20 protein-coding genes are annotated in these 22,313 nt (G+C 38.7%); 13 read left to right on the plus strand and 7 right to left on the minus strand.

Features of this window, described 5'->3' with window-relative positions:
- Nucleotides 1-108: 108 nt before the first annotated feature.
- Nucleotides 109-777: an SOS response-associated peptidase gene (locus DCO44_RS02150; RefSeq protein ID WP_116758977.1), complete on the plus strand. Its 669-nt coding sequence runs from the start codon at nt 109-111 to the stop codon at nt 775-777.
- Between the two features lie 47 nt (nt 778-824).
- Here DCO44_RS02150 and DCO44_RS02155 read toward each other — a convergent pair whose 3' ends face one another.
- Nucleotides 825-1,289: a MarR family winged helix-turn-helix transcriptional regulator gene (locus DCO44_RS02155; protein WP_116758978.1), complete on the minus strand. Its 465-nt coding sequence runs from the start codon at nt 1,287-1,289 to the stop codon at nt 825-827.
- Nucleotides 1,290-2,047: 758 nt separating this feature from the next.
- Here DCO44_RS02155 and DCO44_RS02160 point away from each other — a divergent pair.
- Nucleotides 2,048-3,580 carry a TerC family protein gene (locus DCO44_RS02160; protein ID WP_116758979.1) on the plus strand — a complete coding sequence of 511 codons (1,533 nt, stop codon included), beginning with the start codon at nt 2,048-2,050 and terminating at the stop codon, nt 3,578-3,580.
- A 99-nt stretch (nt 3,581-3,679) separates the two neighbouring features.
- Here DCO44_RS02160 and DCO44_RS02165 read toward each other — a convergent pair whose 3' ends face one another.
- A complete protein-coding gene (locus tag DCO44_RS02165) occupies nt 3,680-4,543 on the minus strand; it encodes an alpha/beta fold hydrolase (protein WP_116758980.1) in 864 nt (287 codons plus the stop codon).
- Nucleotides 4,544-4,681: 138 nt separating this feature from the next.
- On the opposite strand from DCO44_RS02165, the gene DCO44_RS02170 reads away from it, so the two are divergent.
- Nucleotides 4,682-5,113, plus strand: a complete 432-nt coding sequence (locus DCO44_RS02170) for a hypothetical protein (protein WP_116759017.1) — start codon at nt 4,682-4,684, stop codon at nt 5,111-5,113.
- Nucleotides 5,114-5,159: 46 nt separating this feature from the next.
- Here DCO44_RS02170 and DCO44_RS02175 read toward each other — a convergent pair whose 3' ends face one another.
- Entirely contained in the window at nt 5,160-5,402 is a 243-nt protein-coding gene (locus DCO44_RS02175; protein ID WP_016167708.1) for a hypothetical protein, read from the minus strand.
- Nucleotides 5,403-5,895: 493 nt separating this feature from the next.
- Nucleotides 5,896-7,188: a branched-chain amino acid transport system II carrier protein gene (brnQ, locus tag DCO44_RS02180; RefSeq protein ID WP_116758981.1), complete on the minus strand. Its 1,293-nt coding sequence runs from the start codon at nt 7,186-7,188 to the stop codon at nt 5,896-5,898.
- Between the two features lie 325 nt (nt 7,189-7,513).
- On the opposite strand from brnQ, the gene map reads away from it, so the two are divergent.
- On the plus strand, nt 7,514-8,311 hold the full coding sequence (gene map / locus DCO44_RS02185; RefSeq protein WP_116758982.1) for a type I methionyl aminopeptidase: 798 nt from the start codon (nt 7,514-7,516) through the stop codon (nt 8,309-8,311).
- A gap of 248 nt (nt 8,312-8,559) precedes the next feature.
- On the opposite strand, the gene DCO44_RS02190 is transcribed toward map, so the two are convergent.
- Nucleotides 8,560-9,459 carry a LysR family transcriptional regulator gene (locus DCO44_RS02190; RefSeq protein ID WP_116758983.1) on the minus strand — a complete coding sequence of 300 codons (900 nt, stop codon included), beginning with the start codon at nt 9,457-9,459 and terminating at the stop codon, nt 8,560-8,562.
- Between the two features lie 137 nt (nt 9,460-9,596).
- Between DCO44_RS02190 and DCO44_RS02195 the strand changes: the two genes are divergently transcribed.
- On the plus strand, nt 9,597-9,917 hold the full coding sequence (locus tag DCO44_RS02195; RefSeq protein WP_116758984.1) for a hypothetical protein: 321 nt from the start codon (nt 9,597-9,599) through the stop codon (nt 9,915-9,917).
- 41 nt (nt 9,918-9,958) lie between these two features.
- Here DCO44_RS02195 and glnG read toward each other — a convergent pair whose 3' ends face one another.
- Entirely contained in the window at nt 9,959-11,434 is a 1,476-nt protein-coding gene (gene glnG, locus DCO44_RS02200) for a nitrogen regulation protein NR(I) (RefSeq protein WP_116758985.1), read from the minus strand.
- Nucleotides 11,421-12,530: a nitrogen regulation protein NR(II) gene (glnL, locus tag DCO44_RS02205; protein WP_016167714.1), complete on the minus strand. Its 1,110-nt coding sequence runs from the start codon at nt 12,528-12,530 to the stop codon at nt 11,421-11,423. The genes glnG and glnL overlap by 14 nt, the downstream gene beginning before the upstream one ends.
- A gap of 351 nt (nt 12,531-12,881) precedes the next feature.
- Here glnL and rimO point away from each other — a divergent pair, with 351 nt between their 5' ends.
- The 8 genes from rimO to bamA all read left to right on the plus strand — a co-directional run bounded on the left by rimO (nt 12,882) and on the right by bamA (nt 22,286).
- Entirely contained in the window at nt 12,882-14,225 is a 1,344-nt protein-coding gene (rimO, locus tag DCO44_RS02210) for a 30S ribosomal protein S12 methylthiotransferase RimO (protein ID WP_116758986.1), read from the plus strand.
- 49 nt (nt 14,226-14,274) lie between these two features.
- A complete protein-coding gene (pyrH, locus tag DCO44_RS02215; protein WP_016167716.1) occupies nt 14,275-15,003 on the plus strand; it encodes a UMP kinase in 729 nt (242 codons plus the stop codon).
- Nucleotides 15,004-15,082: 79 nt separating this feature from the next.
- On the plus strand, nt 15,083-15,637 hold the full coding sequence (gene frr / locus DCO44_RS02220; RefSeq protein ID WP_116758987.1) for a ribosome recycling factor: 555 nt from the start codon (nt 15,083-15,085) through the stop codon (nt 15,635-15,637).
- Between the two features lie 5 nt (nt 15,638-15,642).
- Nucleotides 15,643-16,395, plus strand: coding sequence for a polyprenyl diphosphate synthase (gene uppS, locus DCO44_RS02225; protein ID WP_116758988.1), 753 nt, complete (start codon nt 15,643-15,645; stop codon nt 16,393-16,395).
- A gap of 3 nt (nt 16,396-16,398) precedes the next feature.
- On the plus strand, nt 16,399-17,223 hold the full coding sequence (locus DCO44_RS02230) for a phosphatidate cytidylyltransferase (RefSeq protein WP_116758989.1): 825 nt from the start codon (nt 16,399-16,401) through the stop codon (nt 17,221-17,223).
- Complete coding sequence (gene ispC, locus DCO44_RS02235; protein WP_116758990.1) at nt 17,224-18,420, plus strand: 1-deoxy-D-xylulose-5-phosphate reductoisomerase; 1,197 nt, start codon at nt 17,224-17,226, stop codon at nt 18,418-18,420.
- 1 nt (nt 18,421) lies between these two features.
- Nucleotides 18,422-19,777 carry an RIP metalloprotease RseP gene (gene rseP, locus DCO44_RS02240; RefSeq protein WP_116758991.1) on the plus strand — a complete coding sequence of 452 codons (1,356 nt, stop codon included), beginning with the start codon at nt 18,422-18,424 and terminating at the stop codon, nt 19,775-19,777.
- A gap of 37 nt (nt 19,778-19,814) precedes the next feature.
- On the plus strand, nt 19,815-22,286 hold the full coding sequence (gene bamA, locus DCO44_RS02245) for an outer membrane protein assembly factor BamA (protein WP_116759018.1): 2,472 nt from the start codon (nt 19,815-19,817) through the stop codon (nt 22,284-22,286).
- Nucleotides 22,287-22,313: the final 27 nt, after the last annotated feature.

Here is a 22,313-nt window from a genome sequence, read left to right on the forward strand (position 1 = left end):
GATTATGTCTATAATATTGAAGTTGCAGATTCTAATACTTATTTTGTGACTGAAATGGGAATTCTAGTTGATTGTTACATGAAAGAAAGCATCTATCGGATTCAATAAATGTGTGCCAATTTTAAACCTCTAGCTTTGTCGCAACTACAGCAATTGGGTTTGCCACAAATTCCGTTTGAATATCTGGAAGAGGTTTATCCTAGTTATAAAACTCCGTTATTGTTTAAATCTGAACATGGGTTGGAATGGCGAGAAGTATTATTTGGTTTAGTGCCGAAATGGGCTGAGGATACCAGTACCTCTAAGCGTACTTATAATGCTAGACATGAGACAATTTTTGAAAAGCCCAGCTTTCAGGATGCGGCTTATAAATGTAAGTTTGGTGTAATTCCAGTCACTGAGTTTTATGAAAGTAAATATATTGAAAATAAACCACAACGATGGGGTGTGAGGCGTAAAGACGGCAAAGCCTTTTTTATTGCTGCAATTTATGAAATTTGTAAAATCAATAATGAAATCATTCGTTCCGCAGCCATGCTGACGATGGATGCAATAGATCATCCTATAATGAAAGAGTTTCATGAACCTGGTGATGTAAAACGATCAATTGTCGTCATTCCGCATGAGCGTCTTGATCAATGGTTAAGCTTAAAACAGCCACATCAAATGACTCAATTTATGCAGGGATTTCCAGTCGAAGCGTTTGAGTGTTCACATGTGCCTAAAGCAAAAATAGAAAAGCCAACACCTCAGTTGAATATGTTTGATCTTTTCTAAATATAAAAAAGGGTTTCTATTCAGAAACCCTTTTTATATTTTATAAATTAACGATTCAGATTGTTAAAAATGTGCTTCAAGCTATCCATCATTTTTTCAATCTGTAAAGGGGTTAGACCTTCAAATGATTGTTCAAGTACAGCGCTAGTCAAATCATTGATTTTATGTGTCATTTCATTACCCTTTTCAGTAAGGATGACCCGTGTTATACGCGCATCATCTTCACATGAATAGGTATTAACCAAGCCTTCATCTTTAAGACGATAGACAATCTTTGTCGTTGTAGACATTTTGGATACGACCATATCAGAAAGATCAGATACGCTGGCGTTCGGTTTGGATTTCAAAGCAAGTAAAATACGGCGACGAGAATTATCCAAGCCGTACTTTTTTAGGACTTGATCGACCTTTTGCACGTGTTGTGAATAAACCTGAGTTATCCAAAAAAAAGGAAAGTTTTCTAAGGTGAAGTCATCGGTGGTAGGTAAAAACTTCGCATACTTTTTAGTCATATGTGATTCCAAATATTTATTTTTATATTGCTTAATTTTAGGTGAGACATGACACATTAGGCAATATAATTGTGATTAGGTTTTCAAAATACAGTTTGTGTATCTGAAGTGATTTGATGACGAGTTACACCCGAGGGAGTTTAAATAGCTGCTCTAGGTCTAAATGAGTATGGTTTTGGTGCAAATTAAGAGTGCACATTAGGGGTAGATAAAAGGTCAATCCTGTTCCTTTTGTCATAGCAACCAATCCTGTAAATCAATCTGGGTTGAATAGGCAATTCATTTACCGTACATATTGAGTAATAAATAAACTGATATTCCATATAAGTTTTTCATTTTAGTATAAAAAAATGTTTTGAAAACTGGCTTTGTTTACAAAACATTTCTGTCATTTAAAACATTAATCTAAAAAAAAGATATATTTAAATACTAAATAATTAATTAAATCAATAATTTAATTCAAAATTAATCCTTAAATAGGTTGAGTTAAATCATTTGTGACTATTCAGTTTTTTTGTTTTGTTACAATCAACTCGGTCAATGTATTTGAATTGTATCAATGGATAATATTTTAATCTTTCTTGAAAATCAAATTTAATCAGTTGATATTGTAAAAAAAATTAAAAAAGTAATTACAATGTAAAAAGAGTATGCATAATAAAACCATCTATTGTTAAAAAGAGGTTTTACATGGATCCGTCGCCGTGCAGGTCTAGCTTATTAAAGTTTTGCCTTGAGTTAATCGAGGTGCACCAATAATGGAATTCTTATTAGATCCAGGAATTTGGGTTGGCTTACTTACTCTAATTGTATTAGAAATTGTTTTAGGTATTGATAACCTAGTCTTTATTGCCATTTTGGCAGATAAACTTCCACCAGAGCAGCGCGATAAAGCGCGTGTTATTGGTCTTTCTCTCGCATTGGTTATGCGATTGGGGTTGTTATCCGTTATCTCGTGGTTGGTTACTTTAACCAAACCGCTCATTCAAATTGCCGATTTATCTTTCTCAGGGCGTGACTTAATTTTGCTCTTCGGTGGACTGTTCTTGGTCTATAAAGCTGTGACCGAGTTGCACGAGAAAATGGAAGGTAAACCTGAAATTAAATCAACATCTTCAGTTGTTTATGCAGGTTTCTGGGCAGTCGTAGCGCAAATTATTGTACTTGATGCGGTCTTTTCTCTAGATTCGGTCATTACTGCCATTGGTATGGTAGATAATATTTATGTGATGATGGCGGCGGTAACTATTGCAGTAATTGTGATGTTGATTGCATCTAAGCCACTCACTAGCTTTGTAAACCGTCATCCTACAGTTGTTATTCTGTGTTTAAGTTTCCTATTGTTAATTGGTATTAGTCTAATTGCGGAAGGATTCGGTTTTCATATTCCGAAAGGTTATATTTATTCGGGTATTGGCGTGGCAATTTTGATTGAAGCCTTTAACCAATATTCCCAGCGAAATGTGGCGAAACATGAATCTAAGATTCCATTGCGTCATCGTACCGCAGATTCCATCTTAAAATTAATGGGTGGAAAAGTTGAACCTTCGCATATGGATGCCGAGCAAAGCGAAGCTCAGGAAGCCTTTGCGGCTGAAGAACGCTATATGATTGGTGGAGTATTAACTCTGGCAGAGCGTTCTGTTGCTTCAATTATGACGCCTCGTAATCAGATTTCATGGGTTGATTTAAATGATACTCCTGAAAAAATTCGAGAGCAGGTGCTTGCAGTACCACATAGTTTATTTCCCGTCTGCCGCGGCAGCTTGGATAAAGTCATTAGTGTGGTGCGTGCCAAAGAATTGCTTGATGTGTTGGATGATGGTGAAGAAGCTTTAAAATCACTGATTAAACGTCAGCGTCCAATTTTTATCTTTGAAAAGATGAAAGTGATTGATGCGATTAATACGTTAAGAACATCAAAAGGTTCATTGGTTCTGGTCACGGATGAATTTGCCAATGTAAAAGGCTTAATTTCTCCACTAGATGTTTTTGAGGCAATTGCAGGTGAATTCCCTGATGCTGATGAGCAATTAGACTTGGTCAAAATTAATGATCAAACATGGAAGGCTTCTGGCATGTTGGATTTATATCAACTTGAGCTTGAACTCGGTGTTTTTGATTTAGTTGAAGATGATGCTGGTTATATGACTGTAGCTGGTCTGATTCTGGATAAGGCACAAGGCGAAGTTCGAGTTGGAACTCAGCTTGACTATCAAGGTGTGCATTTTGAAGTTACTGAATTAGACGAAAATCGCATAAAATTCGTGACAATCATTTATCGCCACTAAGTCATGTAATGATGAAAACGCCCGAATAATCGGGCGTTTTTTTATGGAATAAAAAGCCATCAAGCTGGATTGGAGATAAAGGCAGCTTGATGGGGAAAACTAAATATAAAGTTGCTGTTCAATTAAATCCCAAATATTACGATGTGATTTGCGGAACATTTGCATATGACCAATGCTTTTGTGTTGAAATTGCTTTGGTTTAAGTTCAATCATCGCCGTTGCAGCATTTGGGTAAAGGTCGAGTAGTGCTTGAACATTGGGGTGAGTTGCAATTTCATCGTCTGATGCCCAAATTGCAGTAATGGGGCAAGTAATCTTGCTATGGTAATCAGGGAGTCGTTGTTTCTTTACCGCATGCATCACATAACCTTGTGTACCACAAAATTCAGCCCATTGCTTTGCAACATTTTTGGGGAGGTTTTCACCCATTCCAATCATCTTGGTGGCGCCAAACCCTTTGAGTTTGCTCGAAATTGGGAAAATGACATTGAACATAATGGGGGCAAGGAATTTGGTTTTACCTTTTAAGCTGCGGACATGACCTGTTGATCCCGCAACAGCAATGATTTTGGCGACTTTGTTGTAATTTGATGAAATACCAAGGAGTTGTCCACCCGCGCTATGGCCAAGGAGAATCACTTTTTCGGCTTGAGTTTGTTCTAATAGACAATCAATTGCGGCTGTAATATCTAATTGCCCCCAATCGACTATGGTTGCTTCAGATTGGTGCAATGGGCCATGCAATGAAGCGCCAATTCCTCTAAAGTCAAAACACATGACAGTATGTCCAAGACTATTTAGCCATTCTGCATAAGCGTGATAAAACTCTTTCACGATCCCAGTGGCAGGGCAAATCAGAATGGGGAAGGTTTTGTCGGAATTTATTTGATTTTGATAGAGTTTTGCACTTAATTGATAGCCATCAGCACATTGTATTTGAATCGATTGAGGTTGAGTGTTCATAAGCACTATGTATTTGCTGTTTTAGATTACTTTAACCAAGTTCTAAAAAGAAACTTATTAAAAGTATGACTTAGAAGTCAGAAAATTCATATTTAAGAAGGGTAAGGAGGGGCGGTGTTTGATCATTTTTCAATTGCTATGAAATTGGCAATTCTTTTTAGTGGTGTGTATTTGTGGTTGGGTATGTTAACAGGGGTTTGGAAATACTGGCAGATTAGACATTCTACTCAGGCAAGAGCACATTATTATGTGGATATCGCGCATAGAAGTAGCTTGTTGTATGCATCTGCAAGTTTGATTTTGGCTGTGCTTGCTGAATTTTCTATTTGGTCAGAAATGTGGAATCTGACTTTTGTGGTTATTAATTTGATTTTCTTTAGTGCATCAATATTGAGCTATGTGTTGCATGGTTATTTAAAAGACACCACGAATCAATTTAAAGTACCACATCAATTGGGTAAAAAGGTTCTACCACGAACGATGATGACTTTGGCGATGTTTTTACTGGTGGTAGGTGAACTGTTTGCGACGGGAATGTTGGTACTAGGTGCGGGACTTAATTTATTTTAATTATTTATATACTTTTTTAAAGATGGATGAATAATCATCCATCTGTTCAATCGAAATTCTTAGATTTTTTCTGGGCACGGACTTTTTGATCAATGACAGCCCAACTGTAAAATGCTGCGGAGACGAAAAGAGCGTATGCAAAATATTCAGCTTTCAGATGCCCTTGAATAAGTCCGTGAAAAAGCAAAGTAAGCATAAGTGCCACGGTTGTACTTAAGTACGTGACCATATTCTTGTTTGCTTTTAGAGCGTTAATGAAGACTTGCTTGTTGAAATGTAATGATAACATCTCCATCCCTCCTAATGAATTTGACCTAAACCTAGTGTTTAGGTCGGATTGGTTACTAATGTTGTACTGTGAATTAAAGGGTATTTCAATAGCTAATACCGTTATTTTTTCATTAAATTTTCACTAATATTGCAATTTGTATGGTGAACTGTTTATTTTATGAATAATTCATATTTTATTAGGTAATAATTCCCTGTACATATTGTTTTGATCCAATATGTCATCAATATGATATTCATAACCCTAACACTTAGCCTACTTCTATATTTGAAAAAGCTTAATAGTGCTTAAGTCGTATAAAGCAAAAAATAGACCAAAGAAGTTGAATTTGGCAAAAGTGTGTAACTTGAAGGGGGATTTAGGCATGCAGGGCATGGTATTGCATGACTGCGAAAAGTAAACAATAAAAGTTGATTTGGGTAAAACCGACATTTATTGGTCACATATAAAATCAAATTTGGGTAAAATTGGATTTTAATTACAAATTGAAAACTTATTTTCTAAATTTGTCGCAGATAAGAGCAATAACCAAGACCAGCAAAGATGGGATTAACCATGCAAGATTTTGTTCATTTAATGGTAGATGTTGAACAAATTCTGGTAAGAAAGAATTGAGTTCTGCTGCTTTTAAACCTTCTAAAATTCCAAAGATAAAAGCGATTGCGGTTACTGGTGCAATAATTGCTGGAGGGTTTTTCCAGAATTTTGCGAAGAAACTGAGCATGATCACCACAATTGCAGGTGGATAAATCGCACATAGCACAGGCACGGATACCGCAATGAGTTTAGTCAAACCTAAATTAGAGATCAGTAGCGAAAAACCAACCAAAACAAATACAAAAATCTTATAAGGAATTTGAGTTAGTTCTGAAAAGTATTCGGCACATGCACAAGTCAGGCCAATTGCAGTCACCATACATGCAAGGAAAATCATACCTGTAAGGAAGATTGAGCCTAAGTCACCAAAAGCATGTTGCACATAAGCATGCAAAATAACGGCGCCATTTGCTGCATTTGGTGCGACTTCATGACTTCCAAGTCCGAGTTTAAACAAACTGAGATAAACCAGCGTTAAACCAACACCAGAAATAAGACCTGCGATAACTGCGTATTTTGTAACTAACTTTTTGTCAGTGACACCACGTGAGTGAATGGCATGAATAATGACGATACCAAATACCAGAGCGCCAAGCGTATCCATGGTGAGATAGCCATTTACAAAACCTTCAGATACTGGGCTGCTTGCATAATTATGAATAGCAGGAGGGATGTAACCTGCAGGGATTAAGAATGCTGCAATACCTAGTATGGCTAAAGAAATAATTTTGATCGGTGCGAGGAAGTGACCGACAGTATCCAATAATTTGTTAGGATAAAGTGAAACCAGCGTCACAATTGCAAAATAGATAATGCTGTAAATCAGCAAACTATTGGGTGAAGTACCAAAATATGAGGAAAATCCAATTTCATAAGAAACAGTTGCTGTACGTGGTGTAGCGAAGAGCGGACCTACAGCCAAATAACAAACAATTGTTAAGATTAAACTGGCAACTTTACCCAATGGAGAGCTGAGTAGTTGAATTGAACCTTCTACACGTGAAAGTGCAATAATGGTAATTACAGGTAAACCCACTGCGGTGACCAGAAAGCCAGCAGCGGCTAGCCAAACATGTTCACCCGCTTGTTGGGCAACAATAGGAGGAAAGATAATATTGCCTGCCCCAATGAACAGAGCAAAGGTCATAAAACCCAAGGCAATAATATCTCTAGTACGAAGATTCGTCATGTTGAGAGATGCATTGACTAAAAACAGGCGATTTTAGTAGAAAAATAAGGACTTGGGAAAATTTTTTATATGTAATATGAATTTTTTTTATACAAACTTTTGTGTAGTTTAACTAATGGTTGAATTATATGGCTGAAAATTGATGAAAAATTACTAAAGAGTCTGTTTAGAAATTTATAAGAAAGTTAGATGGGAGAGGTGTTGTGCACTATTTGGGAGTCTTCATTTTGATATTGTTAAAGGTGTTCTGATTTCTGAATTATCGCTCGCAACATTTTTAAATGAAAAGGATTATAATGCCTGCATTATTTAAGAGGGTGAGGATATGCTGGCTTCTTCAGTAGTGATTAAAACTGAGCAGGATATTGAAAAACTACGTGTGTCAGGGCGTTTGGCTGCACAAGTTTTGGCAATGATTGGTGAGTATATTAAGCCTGGAGTCAGTACTGAATATCTGGATGATATTTGTCATGATTATATTGTAAATACCTTAAATGTGATCCCTGCAAATATTGGTTATTACGGTTATACAAAAACAACATGTATTTCCCCGAATGAAGTTGTTTGTCATGGTATTCCTTCGGCAACCCGTATTTTACAAGATGGGGATATTATCAACATTGATGTTGCAATTATTAAAGATGGTTACTTTGGTGACACGAGCCGTATGTATTATGTGGGGAGTGTTAAGCCAGAAGCTAAAAAACTGGTCGATACCACGTATGAGGCCATGTTAGCAGGAATTAAAGCAGTTAAACCCGATGCAACATTAGGGGATATTGGTTTTGCTATTCAGTCTGTTGCACAGCGCGAAGGGTTTAGTATTGTTAAAGATTATTGTGGTCATGGTATAGGCAAGGTTTATCATGAGCAGCCAAGCGTCTTACATTATGGTAAGCCAGGTCTAGGTTTGAAGCTTAAAAAAGGCATGGTGTTTACTATTGAGCCAATGGTAAATATCGGTCGTGGCAGCGTAAAAGAACTTCAAGATGGTTGGACGGTAGTCACTACAGATAAGTCACTGTCTGCCCAATGGGAGCATATGGTTGCGGTAACAGATACAGGATTTGAGTTATTGACGCCTTGGCCAGAAGGGACTGGAGATTATCCGGAAATTAAGTGACAACTCAATTAAATTAAATTTAGACTTAAGTCTAAGTTTCTTATTTGTTCGTTAATATTAATAGTTAATTTCGATCTTTGTTTTGCTTGAGCTATAGTCTTTCTAGGGTGTGTGATTTTTAAGCGAAAATATTAATCGTTTTTTTATCTTTGATCAAATTAAGATCAGTCTATAAAATGCACTCCAAGATTCTCGCTGTAGTTTCTTATTTCAAGCTTATCCTCCTCGGATAAGCTTTTTTTTGCCCTTTACTTATGTGCTAAATGCTCAACCAAGTAATCAATAAAAACTCGTACAGCAGGAAGTTGCCCTCTGCGAGATGGATAGACTGCGTGGAATATACCATGAGGTGCTTTCCATTCAGGCAAAACGCGTACGAGTTCTCCTGTTTTAATAAAATCTTGTGCAATCGAATCTGGTAGTAAGGCGATGCCGCAGTTTTGTCGGGCCAGTTGTGCCAACATCATTAAGTCTGAACCCATGACAACGGGATTCACCTTGATTTTCTTTTGATGATTCTGGTTGTCATGTACAATAATTTGCTGATCAAGATGCTCATCGACCATACTCAGTATGTGGTGATGGGCTAAATCTTCGGGTTGTTTAAGCTCGCCAAATTCATTGAGATAGGCTTGACTCGCAAATAGATGCTGCTCAATTAATTCAAATTTTCTCAAGATAAGACTAGGGTCATCATCAAGATTTGATCGGACACGTAAAGCTAAATCTATACCTTCATTAATTACATCAACCCGACGATTACTCACCAGAAGTTGAACCTTAATTTCTGGATATTTTTTGAGGAAATTAGGCAAGATCTTGGTCATTTCATTTTGAGCAATCGAGACAGGGAGACTGACTTTAATCACACCACGTGGTTCTACACTTAAATGATCCACCAAATCATGAGCTGCTTGAGCGGCATTTATCATGACTTGAGCATGTCGATAAACATTCATGCCAATTTCAGTCACTGCAAAATGACGTGAACTACGCTGAATAAGTCGCACGCCTAAGCGTTCTTCTAAATTATAAACGCGACGACTGAGTTTTGATTTAGGAATGTCTGTAGCGCGTTCTGCCGCACTAAAGCCTCCGTGTTCAACCACCAATGCAAAGCAATAAAAATCATCGAGATCAGATAACATTTATAATTCCATTTATGCAACAATTTTTAGAATTTAGAGTTAATGTTGCATATTGTCAATTTTTAATCGTGGGTCTTTCATGTAATTTTGCTGTTGAATCTATTAGACTGCAATTAAGTGATTACAGTTGAAAAAAGATGTACCAACAAATTATTGAAATAGATTCAGCAGAAAGTAATATTAGTTGTCCAATTTGTCAGCAGGCTGTTGTAGATTGGACACAAGAGCAATATATCCAGCCATGTGAACATACATTATTTATTGCAATGGATTTGGGCTTTGAGTTTGTATCTGATCGTTTTGAAGAAAAAATGTCACGTTCGGTGGATCAAATTCATGATGATGAAGCTGCGAATATATATGAAGAAATTCAGAAAGTTGATTTTGAGCATGCCATTCTGGTGCGTTCCGAATTGGGGGTAGAGAATATGTATCGTTATACTGGCTTTGCAGTTTAGTTATAAAAACAGCTCCATCAAGGAGCTGTTTTTTTTAAGGATTAACCTTCTATTTCTTCTTCAATATCATCATCTGCTGTATCCATACCAAGTTCTTTCAGTTTGCGTGTCAGGGTATTTCGCCCCCAACCTAAAAGCTCAGCAGCATGGCGTTTGCGACCACGAGTCTGTTGTAGTGCAGCATTAATGAGTGTGCGTTCAAACATTGGTGTTGCAATATCAAGAATCTTCATTTCACCATTTTTAAGCTTTTGAATTGCCCATTGTCCGAGTAATTCATCCCAGTGATGCAGTGAAATACGGTCAAAATGAGAAGTAGTCGCATGTTCTGATGCTTTCTCAATCGGAATTTGTTTCAGTTCAGAAGGCAGATCTTCTGGGTAAACTTCACGACCTGTAATCATGACCGTGAGCCAGCGACAGGTATTTTCCAGTTGACGCACATTACCCGGCCAAGGAAGTTGCTGCATATACTCTTGTGTTTCTAGGCGCAAAATCTTTGGACTGACCCCAAGCTCTTTGCCTGCACGTGCAAGAAAGTGCTGTGCTAGCATCGGAATATCTTCACTACGATGCGCCAGTTTAGGAATATGAATGCGAATGACGTTAAGACGGTGATATAAGTCTTCGCGGAAACGTCCTTCATTGACTAATTTTTCGAGGTCTTGGTGTGTTGCTGCCACAATACGGACATCGACCTTAACAGGGATGTGACCGCCGACGCGATAGAACTCACCATCTGCCAAGACACGTAATAGACGTGTTTGGGTTTCGAAGGGCATGTCACCAATTTCATCAAGGAATAACGTACCGCCATTGGCTTGTTCAAAACGACCTTGACGTTGGGTGTTGGCGCCAGTAAATGCACCTTTCTCATGTCCGAAGAGTTCAGTTTCTATTAAGTCTTTTGGAATGGCTGCCATATTTAAGGCAATAAATGGCTTGCTACTACGTGGTGAATGGCGATGTAGCGCATGTGCAACTAATTCTTTACCTGTACCAGACTCACCATTAATCAATACGGTAATATGTGATTGTGATAAACGTCCAATGGCACGGAAAACTTCCTGCATGGCAGGAGATTCACCAATAATTTCTGTAGATTGAATAGGTGATACTGTTTTTGCCGATTCTTGTTGTTGTAGTTTAGTGATGTGCAAAATTGCACGATTGACTAATGCAAGCGCTTCATCAATATCAAATGGTTTTGGTAAATATTCAAAAGCACCGGTTTGATAACTGGACACTGCTGATTCAAGATCGGAATGGGCTGTCATAATAATGACGGGCAGGTCTGGATAATTGTTTTTAACTTTAGCTAAGAAAGTCAAACCATCAATTCCCGGCATGCGAATGTCAGTAAGAATCACATCAGGTGCATCAGTTGCCAGTTGATCTAAAGCGGATTGTGCTTCTTCAAAGCTAGTAACATCAAAACCTTCTTCTTTGAATGTTTTTTCTAGCACCCATCGCATGGCGCGATCATCATCAATTACCCATATTTTATTTCGCGACATGGTTAGACTCCCAAGGTAAATATAAGCTAAATACTGTTTTTCCAGGAATAGATTGGCATTCAATCATTCCGTTATGTTGGTGCATAATATTTTGTGCAATACTCAGACCGAGACCAGTGCCTTTAGCACGACCAGTCACAAGTGGGTAGAACACGGATTCCAAAATTTCTTCTGGAACACCCGGCCCGTTATCTTCAATATCAACACGAACCGCAGAGCGGTTGAGTACACCATTAATGGTGACAAGACGTTGAATTCGAGTTCTTAAGACCAGTTCTGGTTGATGTTCGGTAAAGAAATCCTTGTTTTCCATCATGGCTTGTACGGCATTAACACTAATGTTCAGCATGACTTGAATCAGTTGATCACGATCTGCTTTGACTTCAGGTAGTGATAAGTCGTAATCGCGTGTGATCTTAATTTTCTTTTTGGTCTGGTTGGCAATGAGTGAGCGAACACGTTCTAAAGGTTCATGTACGTTGACTGGTTCATAACTCGGTAATTGACGAGAACCCAACATGGTGTCCGCAAGATTACGAAGGCGATCAACTTCGCTAATAATAATGTCGGTGAATTCTGAATATTCTGGATTATTTAAACTGCGGGCTAAAAGTTGTGTTGCACCACGAATGCCGCCTAAAGGGTTTTTAATTTCATGTGCCACCCCACGAATTAATTGTCGAGCGACTTGATGTTGCTGAATTAGATTTTCTTCTTTGGAGATTTTCAGCATCCGATCAATCGGATTAAGCTCAATTAAAAGTAAGGGATGGTAAGGTTTACCTGCATTGAGTTGTGAAACCGTGTAATCCACATGAATGTCTTTAAAGTTGACGTTAATTGTAGCTTCACGACGTGTATACGGTTGACCCGTTGCTAAAGTGTTAAATAATGCTTCTTCTGTATTAAATTCATCGTTTGGCATATGCAGCAAATTTAGGACAGGTTGCCCATTTGCTCGTAATAAACTCATATCAAACAAAGATTCACATGATGAGTTTAAGTAAAAAATATTAAGTTTACTGTCGACAAGCAAAATCGCGGTGGTCAAATTGTCCACCAAAACGCGATAGTCGATAGTATGTGGCTGATCCATTAGCGAGGGTATCCTGTATTAAAATGGCGCAATGGCATCTTCAAAAAGCAATTAATAGTCCAATATTGGAACGCAATTGATGCATATTAAGCAAAATACACGCCAACTTTAAATCTAGGGGGTCAAAGTTGAACCTTTATTAAAAAAATGCGCTGAAATTGGACTTTATTAAAATTGTAAGCCGAAGATATAAAGTAATTAACTTTTAAAATGTATCAAAATGGTGCAAATGTAAATATGTAAGGCAAACAGTGGATTAATTTTGGTGCATTACACAAAGAGTCGGCTTCCCACCTATTTTTATCAATCGAAAAGTCTTACAATACGCGCATTCTAGTGGAGCGCAGATTCATGAAGTCCCCCAAAGTCGGTTTTGTTTCTTTAGGTTGTCCTAAGGCATTGGTAGATTCTGAACGAATTTTAACTCAGTTAAAGACTGAAGGTTATGATGTGGCATCAGATTATGATGGTGCTGATTTGGTTGTTGTTAATACCTGTGGTTTTATTGAATCTGCAGTACAAGAATCATTGGATGCAATTGGCGAAGCAATGAGCGCCAATGGTAAAGTTATTGTGACAGGTTGTTTGGGTAAAGACGAAGATAAAATTCGTGAAATGCATCCGAATGTCCTAAAAGTCACAGGTGCGGCAGCTTATCAGGATGTTATGGAAGCGGTACATGAATATGTTCCAGCACCGCCAAAGCACAATCCTTTTATTGATTTAGTGCCAGAGCAAGGGATTCGTTTAACCCCGAAACACTATGCGTATTTAAAAATATCGGAAGGATGTAACCATCGTTGTACCTTCTGCATTATTCCAAGTATGCGTGGTGATTTGGTTTCACGTCCAGTTGGTTCAGTTTTAGACGAAGCGGCTGCGCTTAAACGCGCTGGTGTAAAAGAAGTGCTCGTTATCTCTCAAGATACTTCCGCTTATGGTGTAGACACCAAATATAAACTGGATTTCTGGAACGGTCAGCCAGTTAAGACCAAATTCTATGACATGTGTGAAGCCTTGGGTCAATTAGGGATCTGGGTTCGTTTACACTATGTTTACCCATATCCGCATGTGGATGCGGTTATTGACTTAATGGCTCAGGGTAAAATCCTACCGTACTTAGATATTCCTTTTCAGCATGCCAGTCCGCGCATCTTAAAATTGATGAAGCGACCAGCCCATAGTGAAAATACATTAGAGCGCCTAAAATTATGGCGCGAAAAATGTCCTGAATTGGTGATTCGTTCAACGTTTGTGGTTGGTTTCCCTGGCGAAACTGAAGAAGATTTTCAAATGTTGTTAGATTGGTTGAAAGAAGCGAAGTTAGACCGTGTTGGTTGCTTTACTTATTCACCAGTTGAAGGTGCTACGGCTAACGATTTACCGGATCACGTACCTGAAGAAATTAAGCAAGAGCGTTATGAACGTTTTATGGAAGTTCAGCAGGAAATTTCAGCCGCTAAGCTACAAAAGCGTATTGGTCAAGTCATGACAGTATTAGTTGATGATCTTGAAGAAGAGTTTCCTGTTGCAGTTGCACGCTCATATGCGGATGCACCTGAAATTGATGGGAACGTCTTTGTAGAAGATATTGATAAAAATCTGATTAAACCAGGTGCTCTGCTTGAAGTTGAAATTACTGATGCAGACGAATACGACTTGTTTGCCAAGTTGATTCAAGTGAAATCAGCTTAAGTAAATCCATATATAGAAAAATACAGATTAAGTAAATTTGGAGTTTGGAATGTCAGATTCAAAGAATCCACGCTATTCACGCATTTTGCTGAAACTTTCAGGTGAAGCACTTGCGGGCAACAAAGACATGGGTATTGATGCACAAGTGCTAGATCAAATGTCTTTATCTATTGCACATTTGGTTGGACTTGGTGTGCAAGTTGGTATTGTTGTTGGTGGTGGTAACTTATACCGCGGTAGCCAGCTACAAAAAGATGGCTTGGTTGGTCGTGTAACAGGTGACCAAATGGGTATGTTGGCAACTGTAATGAATGGTTTGGCAATGCGTGATGCATTGGTACGCCGTAACATTAAAACACGTTTAATGTCAGCATTGCCAATTGGTACTGTGGTGGAATCTTATTCTAGCCGTGATGCCATTCGTCACCTGACTCAAGGTGAGGTATGTGTATTTGTTGCAGGTACGGGTAACCCGTTCTTCACGACAGATACTGCAGCTTGTTTACGTGGTATTGAAATTGAAGCTAGCCTTATCTTAAAAGCCACTAAAGTTGATGGTGTCTATAATAAAGACCCAAGCAAATTTGATGATGCTGTTAAATATGACAACTTAACATTCGATCAGGTATTGGATGAAAAATTGGGTGTTATGGATTTAACAGCGATTTGTTTGTGCCGTGACCATCATGTACCGCTTCAGGTATTTGATATGAACAAATCTGGTGCGTTACTTTCAGTGGTTATGGGTGAAAAAGAAGGGACTCACGTTACGAACTAATGTACGTGAGCCAGAAAGCTCTTTATACTACACGCTATTTTAGTAATGATATCTTTTAGAATTAAGTAAGGAAGATCATATGATTAACGATCTTAAAAAAGACGCAGAAGACCGTATGAACAAGTCACTTGACTCGTTGGAACATGGCTTTGCAAAGGTTCGTACTGGACGAGCGCATCCATCCATTCTGAACGGTGTAATGGTTCCTTACTATGGCTCTGATGTGCCTTTAAATCAGGTTGCCAATGTCGGTGTTGAAGACTCTCGTACACTATTAATTCAGCCATTTGAACGTACAATGGTTGCTGCAATTGATAAAGCGATTCGTGAATCAGACTTGGGTTTGAACCCTATTACGGCTGATGCGATTCGCGTACCAATGGCAGCATTGACTGAAGAAACACGTCGTGACATGCAAAAAGTTGCACGTAACGAAGCTGAAAATGCGAAAGTAGCAATTCGTAATATTCGTCGTGATGTGTTGGGTGATATCAAAGCATTGTTGAAAGAAAAAGAAATTTCTGAAGATGATGAGCGCCGTGCAGGTGAAGATATCCAGAAAATCACCGATAAATTCGTTGCTGAAGTTGAAAAACGTCTAGCTGCAAAAGAAGCCGAATTGATGAAGGTCTAAAATTAATGACCACATCTGAAGACGCTACACATCTTCCAAAACATGTTGCCATCATTATGGATGGCAACAATCGTTTTGCCAAAAAAATGCAAATGCAAAAGGGTGCGGGACACCGTGAAGGTAAAAATGTCCTAGATCCAATTGTTGAGCATTGTCGAAAAAGAAAGATTCAGGCTTTAACCGTTTTTGCATTTTCAAGCGAAAATTGGAACAGACCTCAGTATGAGGTGGATTTGCTGATGAATTTGTTGGAAGAGACAATTCATGAGCAAATCCCGCGTATGGAAAAATTTGAAATCGCCTTACGATTTATCGGTGATCGTTCACGCTTGTCTCCGCATTTACGTGAGTTAATGTTGCATGCCGAGCAAAGGACTGCTAAGTTCACTCAAATGACTTTGACCATTGCGGTAAGTTATGGTGGCATGTGGGATATGGCGCAAGCTGCGCAGCAAATTGCTCAAGAAGTTAAAGCTGGTAAGCTTGAAGTGGCGCAAATTAATGCTGATCTGGTAGGACAGCATATTAGTATGTCAGATTTACCTGCTGTAGATTTACTCATTCGTACAGGTGGGGATTATCGACTGTCGAATTTCTTGCTTTGGCAAGCAGCGTATGCAGAATTGTATTTTACTGAAACGTTATGGCCTGAATTCGGTGTGCAAGAGTTCGATCATGCACTTGAGGTTTTTGCAGGGCGTGAGCGTCGTTTTGGTAAAACATCTGAGCAAATTCAACAAGATAAATTTGAGAATTAATAAATGTTAGAGCGGATTATTACCGCATTGGTATTGGTGGCAGTTGTACTTAGTTGTATGTTTGCTACGCAATCTCAGTATCCAATGTTGATACTGATGATTGTTGCCGCTGGGGTTGCTGGTTATGAGTGGTTTAAGCTCATGCCGAGAAAAACAAATCATATTATTAAGCCTTTTGCATGGTGCTACGGTATTGTTACTGCAGCATTGGCAACTTTAGCTTTGTATTTTAAAGATATTGCACTTTTATTGTGGTGTGCATCAATTTTGTCTTGGTTGGTGAGTGTTTATTGGGTGAAAAACTACCCAGAATACGATGGTTGGTATAATAATAGCCTCTATTTCTCAGGATTTATTCTTATTTCCGCTGCTGTGACTGCAATTTTTGCGCTATGGGTAAGTTCGCCATGGTGGTTGATGTATCTGTTCTTGTTGGTTTGGGGGGCAGATAGCGGTGCATATTTTGTTGGGCGTAAATTGGGTAAGAAGAAACTTGCACCAGATGTGAGTCCAAATAAATCTGTAGAAGGTTTATACGGTGGTATCTTAACGTCAATGCTTATTGTGGTTGTTGTTGAGGTTTTATATCTAGACTTAACGTTAGCACAACATATTTTATTTCTGATTCTCTCTATAGTCACTGTGTTTAGTTCGGTGTTAGGTGATTTGTTTGAGTCAATGATTAAGCGCCGTGCTGGTATTAAGGATTCAGGTCGTATTTTACCTGGGCATGGTGGTGTGTTGGACCGTATTGATTCATTGCTTTCTGCAGCACCTATATTTGCTGCAGGTATGTATGTGTTAAAACTAATTGGCGTAGATTTGTAAATGTCACAAGCTGTTTGTATCTTAGGTGTAACGGGTTCTATTGGTCAAAGTACCTTAAAAATACTGCAACAGCATCCTGAAGACTATTCTGTCTTTGCAATAACGGCATATAGTCGAATTCAGGAATTGGTGCAAATTTGCAAACAGTTTCGTCCTAAAGTTGTGGTGATTCCGTCTGCTAAAGAGCTAGAGTTACTACAACTTTTTTCGCAAGAAAATATTAACGACATCGAAGTCTTATTTGACGAAGCAGGCTTGGAAGCTGTTGCATGTCATCCAGATGTTGATGTTGTTATGGCAGCCATTGTTGGGGCGGCAGGTTTGTTACCGACCTTGGCGGCTGTTAAAGCGGGTAAGCGAGTTTTACTTGCCAATAAAGAAGCTTTAGTCATGTCTGGTGACTTGATGATGCAGGCTGCGCGTCAGCATCAAGCTTTATTATTGCCCGTAGACTCTGAACACAATGCAATTTTTCAGTGTTTACCAGAACAATATTTGAATGTGGAGCGTAATGGTCAGCCTAAACTGGGTGTTTCGCGCATTCTACTAACAGCATCGGGTGGTCCATTTCTTCATCATTCTCTAGATGAGTTGCGAAGTGTTACACCTGAACAAGCCTGTAAGCATCCAAACTGGTCAATGGGTCAGAAAATTTCTGTAGATTCTGCGACTTTGATGAACAAAGGGCTTGAGCTAATTGAAGCATGTCATCTTTTTGCAATTTCAGAACATTTTGTAACAATTGTTGTGCATCCGCAGAGTATTATTCACTCCATGGTGCAATATGTTGATGGTTCGACATTGGCGCAAATGGGGAATCCAGATATGTGTACCCCAATTGCACATGCTTTAGCTTGGCCTAAGCGTATTAATACCCATGTTCCTGCTTTGGATTTATTTGTAAATCATCAACTTGATTTTCAAGAGCCAGACGCAATACGTTTTCCTGCACTAACTTTGGCTCGTCAAGCCATTCAAGCGGGGGGCTTAGTTCCTGCAATTTTAAATGCGGCGAATGAGATTGCGGTGGCATCTTTCTTGCAAAAACAGATTGGTTTTACCGATATTCCAGTAGTAGTTGAACATACGTTGAATCGGGTTGAAAATGGTTCTGCGGATTCAATAGATTTAATCTTACAAGCGGACTCAACTGCCAGATCTATTGCTCAGCAGTTTGTAAGCAGTAAAGGAAGCTAACATGAATGCCTTGTTTATTATTGTTGCGGCAATCTTATTGCTCGGGCCTCTCATTGCGATTCATGAGTTCGGACATTATTTTGTAGCACGTAAACTAGGCGTCAAAGTTTTAGTTTATTCCATTGGCTTTGGCCCAACTGTGTTGAAATGGACATCAAAAAAGTCAGGTATTCAATATCAATTGTCTGCTTTGCCTTTAGGTGGCTATGTCAAAATGCTGGACGAGCGCGAAGGGAATGTGGCAGAAGCTGATTTACCTTATGCGTTTAATCGCCAACATCCATGGAAGCGTATTGCGATTGTGGCTGCTGGCCCATTAATCAATCTTATCTTTGCAGTTTTATTGTTCTGGGTATTGTTTTTACCAGCTCAAGAGCAGTTGAATACTCGTATTGGTAAGGTCTTGGTGAATTCACCTGCTGCAACGGCACAAATGCAAGTTGGTGATAAGATTACAGCAGTTGATGGTGCGAAAACATCGACGTGGGAGCAATTAAACTTTGCTTTGGTTGATCGTGCTGGTGAAACAGGTGTCATTCACATTGATGCAGATCGAAATGGTCAAGCAACGTCTTTTGTACTTCCTATTCAGAATTTCTTAAAAGACCAGAATCAATCGCCATTAGATAGCTTGGGCTTTATTCCTTATCGTCCACACATTCCTGCAACTGTCATGAAATTAAATGAAGATGGTGCAGCAATTCGTCAAGGAATGAAAGCAGGAGATCGCATTGTTGCAATTGATGGCGTGAAAATGAAAGATTGGTTTGATGTGGTGGAGGTGGTGCAAGCTTCACCTGAAAAACTACTCAAAATTGATGTATTACGACAAAATCAGTTGGTGCACTTGGAAGTGATGCCTCAAGGTAAACGAGATAACATGGGTAATGTATCTGGTGTGCTTGGTGTGCAAAATAATCCTGGTCAAGTAGTGATTCCTGAAGAATACAAACAAACTATTCAGTATGGTCCCGTAGAGGCATTTGGTAAGGCACTTGATAAGACAGGGCAAATTAGTACCATGATCCTGAATTCTATCGTTAAGATGGTTCGTGGTTTAATTGGTTTTGAAAACTTATCAGGTCCAATCACGATTGCAAAAGTTGCAGGACAAAGTGCTGAAATGGGATGGCAAACCTTCATTTCCTTTATGGCGCTTATGAGTGTAAGTTTGGGAATATTAAACTTATTGCCTATTCCTATGTTGGATGGTGGGCATTTAGTGTACTACTTTGTGGAATTGATTCGTGGTAAACCTGTTTCTGAACAAATACAATTGGTTGGTTTAAAAATTGGTATGGTACTGTTGGGTAGCATGATGCTCCTTGCATTATTTAATGACTTTATGCGTTTATAACAACGTTGCTTTGAAATTAACATCGGAAAAGACTGGCATGCAGCACACACATTTATTTATGCCTTTGGCGCTGGTTAGTGCTATGGCAGCAGTACAACAAGTATATGCAGCGGATGAATTTATTGTTCGTGATATAAAAATTGATGGACTCGTTCGTTTAACTCCTACCAATGTGTATACCATGTTGCCAGTGAGTAGTGGTGATCGTGTTGATGATCAGGCTATTTCGAATTCAATTCGTGCACTATATGCTTCAGGCATGTTTGATGACATTAAGGCATCGAAAGACGGTGATACGCTTGTATTTAAAGTGATTGAACGTCCTCTTATTTCTAAAATTGAGCTAAAAGGCAATAAACTTATTCCTAAGGAAGCTTTGGAAGAAGGCTTAAAGAAAATGGGCTTGGCTGAAGGTGAGGTGTTAAAGAAATCAACACTTCAAACAGTTGAGTCTGAATTAGAGCAGCAATATGTTCAGCAAGGTCGTTATGATGCTGATGTGAAAGTGACAACTACAGCAAGACCAAATAACCGTGTAGATCTATTGCTCGAGTTTAATGAAGGTAAAGCTGCTAAAGTTGTAGATATTAATGTCATTGGTAACACTGTTTTTAGTGATAGTGACATTCAACAAGCTTTTGCTGTAAAAGAAAGTAGCTGGAGTTCAATTGTTTCACGTAATGACCGTTATGCACGTGAAAAGATGGCTGCAAGCTTAGAGGCATTGCGTGCTTTATATTTAAACGCGGGTTATATCAACTTTGATATTACCAACTCAAGTTTGAACTTGAGTGAAGATAAAAAGCGAATTTTTATTGAAGTTTCAGTAAGTGAAGGTCAGCAATTTAAGTTTGGTGAATCTAAATTTTTAGGAGATGCATTATATAAGCCTGAAGAATTGAAGGCAATGCAGATTTATAAAGATGGTTCAACCTATTCGCAAGAAAAAGTAAATGCTGTTAAGCAGTTGTTATTACGCAAATATGGTAATGCTGGCTATTACTATGCAGAAGTTAATGTTGTTCCACAAATTAATAATGAAACGCGTCAAGTTGATCTGAATTATTATATTAATCCAGGTCAGCAAGTGACTGTACGTCGTATTAATTTCACAGGGAATACTAAAACTTCTGATGAAGTATTACGTCGTGAAATGCGCCAAATGGAAGGTGCTTTAGCAAGTAATGAAAAAATTGACTTGTCTAAAGTGCGTTTAGAGCGTACTGGTTATTTCAAAACAGTAGAAGTTAAACCAACTCGTATTCCGAATATGCCTGATCAGGTGGACTTGAATGTGAATGTTGAAGAGCAGCATTCAGGGACAAGTACCTTGGCAGTCGGTTATTCACAAAGTGGTGGTGTCACATTCCAAGCGGGATTGAGCCAAACCAACTTTATGGGAACGGGAAATAGTGTTGCAATTGATCTTTCTCGTTCAGAGACTCAAGATTACTATAACTTAAGTGTAACTGACCCGTACTTCACCATTGATGGTGTGCGTCGTGGTTACAACATGTACTACCGTAAAACCAAGCTTGATGATGATTACAACGTAAATAACTACGTAACAGACAGTTTTGGTGGTGGGATTAACTTTGGTTATCCAATTGATGAAAATCAAAGTGTTAGTGCTGGTTTGAACATTGATCAAACTGAAGTTACCACAGGTCCTTATGTTTCTACTTATGTGCGTGATTATTTAAAGGCGCATGGTGGGAAAGTGAAAAATACTGCGACGTATTGTTTGGTAGATTTAACCGAGGCGAATAATTACACTTGTCCTGAAGGAAGTGTCTCTAAACCATATGAGTCTGAGTTTACAGGTGATTTCCTAACCTACAACCTAACCTTAGGTTGGTCATACAACACACTGAATCGTCCTGTATTCCCTACAACTGGTCAGTCTCACCGTGTCAATGCGGAAATTGCCTTACCTGGAAGTGATGTTGAATACCAAAAAATTACTTATGATGCACAGGCGTTTTTACCTCTTGGTAAGGACTTTGTTTTGCGTGGTTATGGTAAGTTAGGTTATGGTAACGACTTACCTTTCTATAAAAACTTCTATGCAGGTGGTTATGGGTCAGTACGTGGTTATGACAACAGTACTTTAGGTCCAAAGTATGATGGTGTTTACTATAGTGAAACGGGGCAAACAGACCCATCACCAGAAGAAGTGGGTGGTAATGCTCTAGTTCAATTTGGTACTGAATTGGCATTGCCTTTACCGTTTAAAGGGGATTGGACGCGACAAGTCCGCCCAGTGTTGTTTGCTGAAGGGGCACAAGTATTTGATACTCAATGTGATGTCTTTAGTACAGACGCTGCAAAGAAAACGTGTAAAGATGAATATGGTTTTGATTTAGGTAATATGCGTTACAGCGTTGGTGTAGGCTTTACATGGATTACCATGATTGGTCCATTGTCATTGAGCTATGCCTTCCCGTTGAATGATAAAGCTGGTGATGAAACTAAAGAACTTCAATTTGAAATTGGTCGTACTTTCTAAGTGCGATCATTTTTAAACCAAAGATAA

The sequence above is a fragment of the Acinetobacter sp. AM genome (genome assembly GCF_003105055.1).
Lineage (GTDB): Bacteria > Pseudomonadota > Gammaproteobacteria > Pseudomonadales > Moraxellaceae > Acinetobacter > Acinetobacter tibetensis.

What these genes read in the sequence shown, in the direction of transcription:
- DCO44_RS02150 (WP_116758977.1), top strand. Translation starts at nt 109, where the DNA reads ATGTGTGCCAATTTTAAACCTCTAGCTTTGTCGCAACTACAGCAATTG.
- DCO44_RS02155 (WP_116758978.1), bottom strand. Translation starts at nt 1,289, where the DNA reads ATGACTAAAAAGTATGCGAAGTTTTTACCTACCACCGATGACTTCACC.
- DCO44_RS02160 (WP_116758979.1), top strand. Translation starts at nt 2,048, where the DNA reads ATGGAATTCTTATTAGATCCAGGAATTTGGGTTGGCTTACTTACTCTA.
- DCO44_RS02165 (WP_116758980.1), bottom strand. Translation starts at nt 4,543, where the DNA reads ATGAACACTCAACCTCAATCGATTCAAATACAATGTGCTGATGGCTAT.
- DCO44_RS02170 (WP_116759017.1), top strand. Translation starts at nt 4,682, where the DNA reads ATGAAATTGGCAATTCTTTTTAGTGGTGTGTATTTGTGGTTGGGTATG.
- DCO44_RS02175 (WP_016167708.1), bottom strand. Translation starts at nt 5,402, where the DNA reads ATGTTATCATTACATTTCAACAAGCAAGTCTTCATTAACGCTCTAAAA.
- brnQ (WP_116758981.1), bottom strand. Translation starts at nt 7,188, where the DNA reads ATGACGAATCTTCGTACTAGAGATATTATTGCCTTGGGTTTTATGACC.
- map (WP_116758982.1), top strand. Translation starts at nt 7,514, where the DNA reads ATGCTGGCTTCTTCAGTAGTGATTAAAACTGAGCAGGATATTGAAAAA.
- DCO44_RS02190 (WP_116758983.1), bottom strand. Translation starts at nt 9,459, where the DNA reads ATGTTATCTGATCTCGATGATTTTTATTGCTTTGCATTGGTGGTTGAA.
- DCO44_RS02195 (WP_116758984.1), top strand. Translation starts at nt 9,597, where the DNA reads ATGTACCAACAAATTATTGAAATAGATTCAGCAGAAAGTAATATTAGT.
- glnG (WP_116758985.1), bottom strand. Translation starts at nt 11,434, where the DNA reads ATGTCGCGAAATAAAATATGGGTAATTGATGATGATCGCGCCATGCGA.
- glnL (WP_016167714.1), bottom strand. Translation starts at nt 12,530, where the DNA reads ATGGATCAGCCACATACTATCGACTATCGCGTTTTGGTGGACAATTTG.
- rimO (WP_116758986.1), top strand. Translation starts at nt 12,882, where the DNA reads ATGAAGTCCCCCAAAGTCGGTTTTGTTTCTTTAGGTTGTCCTAAGGCA.
- pyrH (WP_016167716.1), top strand. Translation starts at nt 14,275, where the DNA reads ATGTCAGATTCAAAGAATCCACGCTATTCACGCATTTTGCTGAAACTT.
- frr (WP_116758987.1), top strand. Translation starts at nt 15,083, where the DNA reads ATGATTAACGATCTTAAAAAAGACGCAGAAGACCGTATGAACAAGTCA.
- uppS (WP_116758988.1), top strand. Translation starts at nt 15,643, where the DNA reads ATGACCACATCTGAAGACGCTACACATCTTCCAAAACATGTTGCCATC.
- DCO44_RS02230 (WP_116758989.1), top strand. Translation starts at nt 16,399, where the DNA reads ATGTTAGAGCGGATTATTACCGCATTGGTATTGGTGGCAGTTGTACTT.
- ispC (WP_116758990.1), top strand. Translation starts at nt 17,224, where the DNA reads ATGTCACAAGCTGTTTGTATCTTAGGTGTAACGGGTTCTATTGGTCAA.
- rseP (WP_116758991.1), top strand. Translation starts at nt 18,422, where the DNA reads ATGAATGCCTTGTTTATTATTGTTGCGGCAATCTTATTGCTCGGGCCT.
- bamA (WP_116759018.1), top strand. Translation starts at nt 19,815, where the DNA reads ATGCAGCACACACATTTATTTATGCCTTTGGCGCTGGTTAGTGCTATG.